A 7,506-nucleotide genomic window follows, 5' to 3' on the forward strand; every position below is an offset into this window, starting at 1 on the left:
GGCCTGCCCGGGAGACGTGGCGTGCCGCCACCCAGTCCGCCCCCCGCACGCATCCTCCGGAGTGACCCGATGAAGCGCCACCTGATCTCGGCCGCCGACCTCACCCGTGACGACGCCCTCCTCGTGCTCGACACGGCGGAGGAGATGGCCCGCGTCGCCGACCGCCCCATCAAGAAACTGCCGACCCTGCGCGGCCGTACGGTCGTCAACCTCTTCTTCGAGGACTCGACCCGCACCCGCATCTCCTTCGAGGCCGCCGCCAAGCGCCTGTCGGCCGACGTCATCAACTTCTCCGCCAAGGGCTCCTCGGTGTCCAAGGGCGAGTCCCTGAAGGACACCGCCCTCACCCTGGAGGCCATGGGCGCCGACGCCGTCGTCATCCGCCACCACATGTCCGGCGCCCCGCACCGGCTGGCGTACTCCGACTGGATCGGCGGCAGCGTGGTCAACGCCGGCGACGGCACCCACGAGCACCCCACGCAGGCCCTGCTCGACGCCTTCACCATGCGCCGCCACCTGTCCGGCCCCGGCCGCGACCTGGCGGGACGCCGCATCACCATCGTCGGCGACGTGCTGCACAGCCGGGTGGCCCGCTCCAACGTGCTGCTGCTGGGCACGCTCGGCGCCGAGGTCACCCTGGTGGCGCCGCCCACCCTGCTGCCGATCGGCGTCGAGAACTGGCCCTGCGAGGTCTCCTACGACCTGGACGCGGTGCTCGCCAAGTCCGACGCCGTGATGATGCTGCGCGTCCAGCGCGAGCGCATGAACGCCGCCTTCTTCCCCACCGAGCGCGAGTACTCCCGCCGCTACGGCCTCGACGGCCTGCGCATGGCCGCGCTGCCCGAGCACGCCGTCGTCATGCACCCCGGCCCGATGAACCGCGGCATGGAGATCACCGCCGAGGTCGCCGACTCGCCGCGCTGCACCGCGGTCGAGCAGGTGAAGAACGGCGTCAGCATCCGCATGGCCGTCCTGTACCTGCTGCTCGGCGGCGCCGAGCCCGCCGTCTCCGCCCCCGCCCCCGCCCGCACCGAGGAGAACAACCAAGCATGAGCGCGACCCCGAAGACGCTGATCCGCGGCGCGAGGATCCTCGGCGGAGAGCCGCAGGACGTCCTGATCGACGGCGAGACCATCGCCGAGGTCGGCCCGGACCTGACCGCCCCCGAGGGCGCCACGGTGGTCGAGGCCGGGGGCAAGGTCCTCCTGCCGGGCCTGGTCGACCTCCACACGCACCTGCGCGAGCCCGGTCGTGAGGACTCCGAGACCGTCCTCACCGGCACGCGGTCGGCCGCCGCGGGCGGCTACACCGCCGTCCACGCGATGGCCAACACCTTCCCCGTCGCCGACACCGCCGGCGTCGTCGAGCAGGTCTGGCGCCTCGGCCGCGAGCACGGCTACTGCGACGTCCAGCCGGTCGGCGCCGTCACCGTGGGCCTGGAGGGCAAGAAGCTCGCCGAGCTCGGCGCGATGGCCGACTCCGCCGCCGGTGTGCGGGTCTTCTCCGACGACGGCAAGTGCGTCGACGACGCCGTGATCATGCGCCGCGCCCTGGAGTACGTGAAGGCCTTCGACGGCGTCGTCGCCCAGCACGCCCAGGAGCCCCGGCTGACCGAGGGCGCCCAGATGAACGAGGGCCTCGTCTCCGGCGAGCTGGGCCTGACCGGCTGGCCTGCCGTCGCCGAGGAGTCGATCATCGCCCGTGACGTGCTGCTCGCCGCGCACGTCGGCTCCCGCGTGCACATCTGCCACCTGTCCACGGCCGGCTCGGTCGAGATCGTCCGCTGGGCCAAGTCCAAGGGCTGGGACGTCACCGCCGAGGTCACCCCGCACCACCTGCTCCTCACCGACGAGCTGGTGCGCACCTACAACCCGGTCTACAAGGTCAACCCGCCGCTGCGCACCGAGGCCGACGTCATGGCGCTGCGCGAGGCGCTCGCCGACGGCACGATCGACTGCGTCGCCACCGACCACGCCCCGCACCCGCACGAGGACAAGGACTGCGAGTGGGGCGCGGCGGCCATGGGCATGATCGGCCTGGAGACCGCGCTGTCGGTCGTCCAGCACGCCATGGTGGACACGGGCCTGCTCGACTGGGCCGGCGTCGCCGACCGGATGTCGTTCCGTCCCGCGGAGATCGGCCGGCTCTCCGGCCACGGACGGCCCGTCTCGGCTGGTGAGCCCGCGAACCTCACCCTGGTCGATCCGGCATACCGTGGTGTGGTGAATCCCGCGGGCTTCGCCTCCCGCAGCCGCAACACCCCGTACGAGGGTCTGGAGCTGCCGGGCCAGGTGTTCGCCACCTTCCTGCGGGGCAAGGCGACGGTCATGGACGGGAAGCTCTCGTGACACCTCTGGTACTCATCGCGGCGGAGGGGAAGCACTCCGCCGAGGTCACCGACTGGTCGGCCCGCATCGGCTGGGTCGTCGGGCTGCTGCTGTTCATCGCCCTCGTCTACTGGCTGATGCGCCAGGGCTGGAAGTGGCGCGGCACCCTCCAGAGCGACCTGCCCGCCCTGCCCACCGCCCCCGAGGAGCCCGGCGAGCCCCGGCTCACCCTGCTGACGACGAGTGGCCGCTACCACGGCAGCACCACCGCCGGGCAGTGGCTGGACCGCATCGTCGCCCACGGGCTGGGCGTGCGCAGCCGGGTCGAGCTCACCCTCACCGACCGGGGGCTGGACGTCCGGCGCACCGGCGCGCCGAGCTTCTTCGTCCCGGCCGCGGACCTGCGCGGCGCACGCCTCGACAAGGGCATCGCCGGCAAGGTCCTCACCGAGGGCGGCCTGCTGGTGGTCACCTGGGCGCACGGCGACCGGCTGATCGACTCCGGCTTCCGCTCGGACCACGCCGCCGGGCACGCCGCGTGGGTCGAGGCCCTGAACACTCTCACGCACGACCAGGAAGGCGCACGATGACGACCTCCACCCAGCGGCCCGCGAGGGTCCCTGCCGTACTCGTCCTGGAGGACGGCCGCACCTTCCGCGGCCGCGCCTACGGGGCCGTGGGGGAGACCTTCGGCGAGGCCGTCTTCTCCACCGGCATGACCGGCTACCAGGAGACCCTGACGGACCCGTCGTACCACCGCCAGGTCGTCGTCATGACCGCCCCGCACGTCGGCAACACCGGCGTCAACGACGAGGACCCGGAGTCCTCCCGCATCTGGGTGGCCGGTTACGTCGTCCGCGACCCCGCCCGCGTACCGTCCAACTGGCGCTCCCGTCGCACCCTGGACGAGGAGCTGACCCGCCAGGGCGTCGTCGGCATCAGCGGCATCGACACCCGGGCGCTGACCCGGCACCTGCGCGAGCGCGGCGCGATGCGCGTCGGCATCTTCTCCGGCGACAAGGCGCGGACCGACGAGGCCGCGCTCCTGGCCGCGGTCCAGGCCAGCCCCCAGATGAAGGGCGCCGACCTGTCGGCCGAGGTCGCCACCAAGGAGCCGTACGTCGTCCCGGCGGTCGGCGAGAAGAAGTTCACCGTCGCCGCGATCGACCTCGGCATCAAGGGGATGACCCCGCAGCGCATGGCCGAACGTGGCATCGAGGTGCACGTGCTGCCCGCCGGCGCCACCCTGGACGAGGTCTACGCGGTCAACCCCGACGGCGTGTTCCTCTCCAACGGCCCCGGCGACCCGGCCACCGCCGACCTGACCGTCATCCAGGGCGTCCTGGAGCGCAAGACCCCGCTGTTCGGCATCTGCTTCGGCAACCAGCTGCTCGGCCGCGCCGTCGGTTTCGGCACCTACAAGCTGAAGTACGGCCACCGCGGCATCAACCAGCCGGTGCAGGACCGTTCCACCGGCAAGGTCGAGGTCACCGCCCACAACCACGGCTTCGCCGTGGACGCGCCGCTCGACCAGGTCAGCGACACCCCGTACGGGCGGGTCGAGGTCTCCCACGTGTGCCTCAACGACGACGTGGTCGAGGGCCTGCGCCTGCTCGACACCCCCGCCTTCAGCGTCCAGTACCACCCCGAGGCCGCCGCGGGTCCGCACGACGCCGCGTACCTGTTCGACCGCTTCGTGAAGCTCATGGAGGGCCAGCGTGCCTAAGCGCACCGATATCCAGTCCGTCCTGGTCATCGGCTCCGGCCCGATCGTCATCGGCCAGGCCGCCGAGTTCGACTACTCCGGCACCCAGGCCTGCCGCGTCCTGCGCGCCGAGGGCCTGCGCGTGATCCTGGTCAACTCCAACCCGGCCACGATCATGACCGACCCGGAGATCGCCGACGCCACCTACGTCGAGCCGATCACCCCCGAGTTCGTCGAGAAGATCATCGCCAAGGAGCGCCCCGACGCGCTCCTGCCCACCCTGGGCGGCCAGACCGCGCTCAACACCGCGATCTCGCTCCACAAGGCGGGCATCCTCGACAAGTACGGGGTCGAGCTGATCGGCGCCAACGTCGAGGCCATCAACAAGGGCGAGGACCGCGACCTGTTCAAGGACGTCGTCGAGGCCGTCCGTGCCAAGATCGGCCACGGCGAGTCCGCCCGCTCGGTCATCTGCCACACCATGGACGACGTCCTCGCCGGCGTCGACACCCTCGGCGGCTACCCCGTCGTCGTCCGCCCCTCCTTCACCATGGGCGGCGCCGGCTCCGGCTTCGCCCACGACGAGGAGGAGCTGCGCCGCATCGCCGGCCAGGGCCTGACGCTCTCCCCGACCACCGAGGTGCTCCTGGAGGAGTCCATCCTCGGCTGGAAGGAGTACGAGCTGGAGCTGATGCGCGACAAGCACGACAACGTCGTGGTCGTCTGCTCCATCGAGAACTTCGACCCCATGGGCGTGCACACCGGTGACTCCATCACCGTCGCGCCCGCGATGACGCTGACCGACCGCGAGTACCAGATCCTGCGTGACGTCGGCATCGCCGTCATCCGCGAGGTCGGCGTCGACACCGGCGGCTGCAACATCCAGTTCGCCGTCAACCCCGAGGACGGCCGGGTCATCGTCATCGAGATGAACCCGCGGGTCTCCCGCTCCTCGGCGCTCGCCTCCAAGGCGACCGGCTTCCCGATCGCCAAGATCGCCGCCAAGCTCGCCGTCGGCTACACCCTCGACGAGATCCCCAACGACATCACCGAGCAGACCCCGGCCTCCTTCGAGCCGACGCTCGACTACGTCGTCGTCAAGGTGCCGCGCTTCGCCTTCGAGAAGTTCCCCGCCGCCGACGCCACCCTCACCACCACCATGAAGTCGGTCGGCGAGGCCATGGCCATCGGCCGCAACTTCCCCGAGGCGCTGCAGAAGGCGCTGCGCTCCCTGGAGAAGAAGGGCAGCCAGTTCGCCTTCACCGGCGACCCGGGCGACAAGGGCGAGTTGCTGCTCGCCGCCCGGCGCCCCACCGACGGCCGGATCAACACCGTCATGCAGGCGATCCGGGCCGGCGCCACCCCGCAGGAGGTCTTCGACGCCACGAAGATCGACCCCTGGTTCGTGGACCAGCTCTTCCTGATCAAGGAGATCGCCGACGAGCTCGCGGCCGCCGACAAGCTCGACCCCGAGCTGCTCGCCGAGGCCAAGCGGTACGGCTTCTCCGACGCCCAGCTCGCCGCGGTCCGCGGCCTGCGCGAGGACGTCGTCCGCGAGGTCCGCCACGCGCTGGGCGTCCGGCCGGTCTACAAGACGGTCGACACCTGCGCCGCCGAGTTCGCCGCCCGCACCCCGTACTTCTACTCGTCCTACGACGAGGAGAGCGAGGTCGCGCCGCGCGAGAAGCCCGCGGTGATCATCCTGGGGTCCGGTCCCAACCGCATCGGCCAGGGCATCGAGTTCGACTACTCATGCGTCCACGCCTCCTTCGCGCTGAGCGACGCGGGCTACGAGACTGTCATGGTCAACTGCAACCCCGAGACCGTCTCCACCGACTACGACACCTCCGACCGGCTCTACTTCGAGCCGCTCACCCTGGAGGACGTCCTGGAGATCGTCCACGCCGAGCAGCAGGCCGGCCCCGTCGCGGGCGTCATCGTCCAGCTCGGCGGCCAGACCCCGCTCGGCCTGGCCCAGGCCCTGAAGGACAACGGCGTGCCGGTCGTCGGCACCTCGCCCGAGGCCATCCACCTCGCCGAGGACCGCGGCGCCTTCGGCCGCGTCCTGGACCGGGCGGGCCTGCCCGCCCCCAAGCACGGCACCGCCACCACCTTCGAGGAGGCCAAGGCCATCGCCGACGAGATCGGCTACCCGGTCCTGGTGCGGCCCTCGTACGTGCTCGGCGGCCGCGGCATGGAGATCGTCTACGACGAGACCCGCCTCGCCGCGTACATCGCCGAGTCCACCGAGATCGGCCCGGACCGCCCGGTGCTGGTCGACCGCTTCCTCGACGACGCCATCGAGATCGACGTCGACGCGCTCTACGACGGTCACGAGCTCTACCTCGGCGGCGTCATGGAGCACATCGAGGAGGCCGGCATCCACTCCGGCGACTCCGCGTGCGCCCTGCCCCCGATCACCCTCGGCGGCCACGACGTCAAGCGGCTGCGCGCCTCCACCGAGGCCATCGCCAAGGGCGTCGGCGTCCAGGGCCTGATCAACATCCAGTTCGCCCTGGCCGGGGACATCCTCTACGTGCTGGAGGCCAACCCGCGCGCCTCCCGCACCGTGCCCTTCACCTCCAAGGCGACGGCGGTCCCGCTGGCCAAGGCGGCCGCCCGCATCTCGCTCGGCGCCACCATCGCCGAGCTGCGCGCCGAGGGCCTCCTCCCGGCCCACGGCGACGGCGGCACCCTGCCGCTGGACGCGCCGATCTCCGTCAAGGAGGCCGTGCTGCCCTGGAGTCGCTTCCGCGACGTGCACGGCCGGGGCGTCGACACCATCCTCGGCCCGGAGATGCGCTCCACCGGCGAGGTCATGGGCATCGACTCGGTCTTCGGCACGGCGTACGCCAAGTCGCAGGCCGCCGCCTACGGCGCGCTGCCGACCAAGGGCCGCGCCTTCGTCTCGGTCGCCAACCGCGACAAGCGCGCGCTGATCTTCCCGGCCCGGGCGCTGGTCGAGCACGGCTTCGAGTTGCTGGCCACCTCCGGCACCGCCGAGGTGCTCAAGCGCAACGGCATCGAGGCCACCGTGGTGCGCAAGAAGAGCGAGGGCACCGGCCCCAACGGCGAGCCGACCATCATCGAGCTCATCCACGAGGGCGCCATCGACCTCATCGTCAACACCCCGTTCGGCACCGGCGGCCGCCTCGACGGCTACGACATCCGCACCGCCGCCGTCGCCCGTGGCGTCCCGTGCCTGACGACGGTGCAGGCGCTCGCCGCCGCCGTCCAGGGCGTCGACGCGCTCAACCGGGGCGACGTCGGGGTCCGCTCCCTGCAGGAACACGCGGAACACCTGACCGCCGCCCGCGAGGCGTAGGCCCGGGAGGGGGACACCGGTCCGGTGTCCCCCTCCTGGGCTTAGGCCTGGCGGGGGGCGGTCCGGTCTCTTATACACATTTGAAGTGGCGGAAGAAAAGGGAAGGAAAAGAAAAAAGAGAAAAAGAAAAAAGAAAAAAAAAAAAAAAA

The 7,506-nt window shown here is 71.2% G+C and carries 5 protein-coding genes; all 5 read left to right on the forward strand.

Annotated features, from left to right (window positions below; all coding sequences use genetic code 11):
• Positions 1-69: 69 nt before the first annotated feature.
• Genes PV350_RS42315 through carB form a run of 5 tightly spaced genes read left to right on the forward strand, consistent with a single transcriptional unit; the run spans position 70 to position 7,357 of the window.
• A complete protein-coding gene (locus tag PV350_RS42315; protein ID WP_499510771.1) occupies positions 70-1,053 on the forward strand; it encodes an aspartate carbamoyltransferase catalytic subunit in 984 nt (327 codons plus the stop codon).
• Positions 1,050-2,348, forward strand: coding sequence for a dihydroorotase (locus PV350_RS42320; RefSeq protein WP_500338710.1), 1,299 nt, complete (start codon positions 1,050-1,052; stop codon positions 2,346-2,348). The genes PV350_RS42315 and PV350_RS42320 overlap by 4 nt, the downstream gene beginning before the upstream one ends.
• Positions 2,345-2,917, forward strand: coding sequence for a PH-like domain-containing protein (locus tag PV350_RS42325; protein ID WP_499510769.1), 573 nt, complete (start codon positions 2,345-2,347; stop codon positions 2,915-2,917). The genes PV350_RS42320 and PV350_RS42325 overlap by 4 nt, the downstream gene beginning before the upstream one ends.
• The gene (gene carA / locus PV350_RS42330; protein WP_500338712.1) at positions 2,914-4,053 is read left to right on the forward strand and encodes a glutamine-hydrolyzing carbamoyl-phosphate synthase small subunit; all 1,140 of its coding nucleotides are present in this window, start codon (positions 2,914-2,916) and stop codon (positions 4,051-4,053) included. Before PV350_RS42325 ends, carA begins: the two co-directional genes overlap by 4 nt.
• Positions 4,046-7,357 carry a carbamoyl-phosphate synthase large subunit gene (gene carB, locus PV350_RS42335; RefSeq protein WP_500338714.1) on the forward strand — a complete coding sequence of 1,104 codons (3,312 nt, stop codon included), beginning with the start codon at positions 4,046-4,048 and terminating at the stop codon, positions 7,355-7,357. Before carA ends, carB begins: the two co-directional genes overlap by 8 nt.
• The last annotated feature ends 149 nt before the right edge of the window (positions 7,358-7,506 follow it).

Source organism: Streptomyces sp. PA03-6a (genome assembly GCF_033792765.1).
Classification (GTDB): domain Bacteria; phylum Actinomycetota; class Actinomycetes; order Streptomycetales; family Streptomycetaceae; genus Actinacidiphila.

Coding starts and splice junctions, on each gene's coding strand:
- PV350_RS42315 (WP_499510771.1), top strand. CDS start 70: ATGAAGCGCCACCTGATCTCGGCCGCCGACCTCACCCGTGACGACGCC.
- PV350_RS42320 (WP_500338710.1), top strand. CDS start 1,050: ATGAGCGCGACCCCGAAGACGCTGATCCGCGGCGCGAGGATCCTCGGC.
- carA (WP_500338712.1), top strand. CDS start 2,914: ATGACGACCTCCACCCAGCGGCCCGCGAGGGTCCCTGCCGTACTCGTC.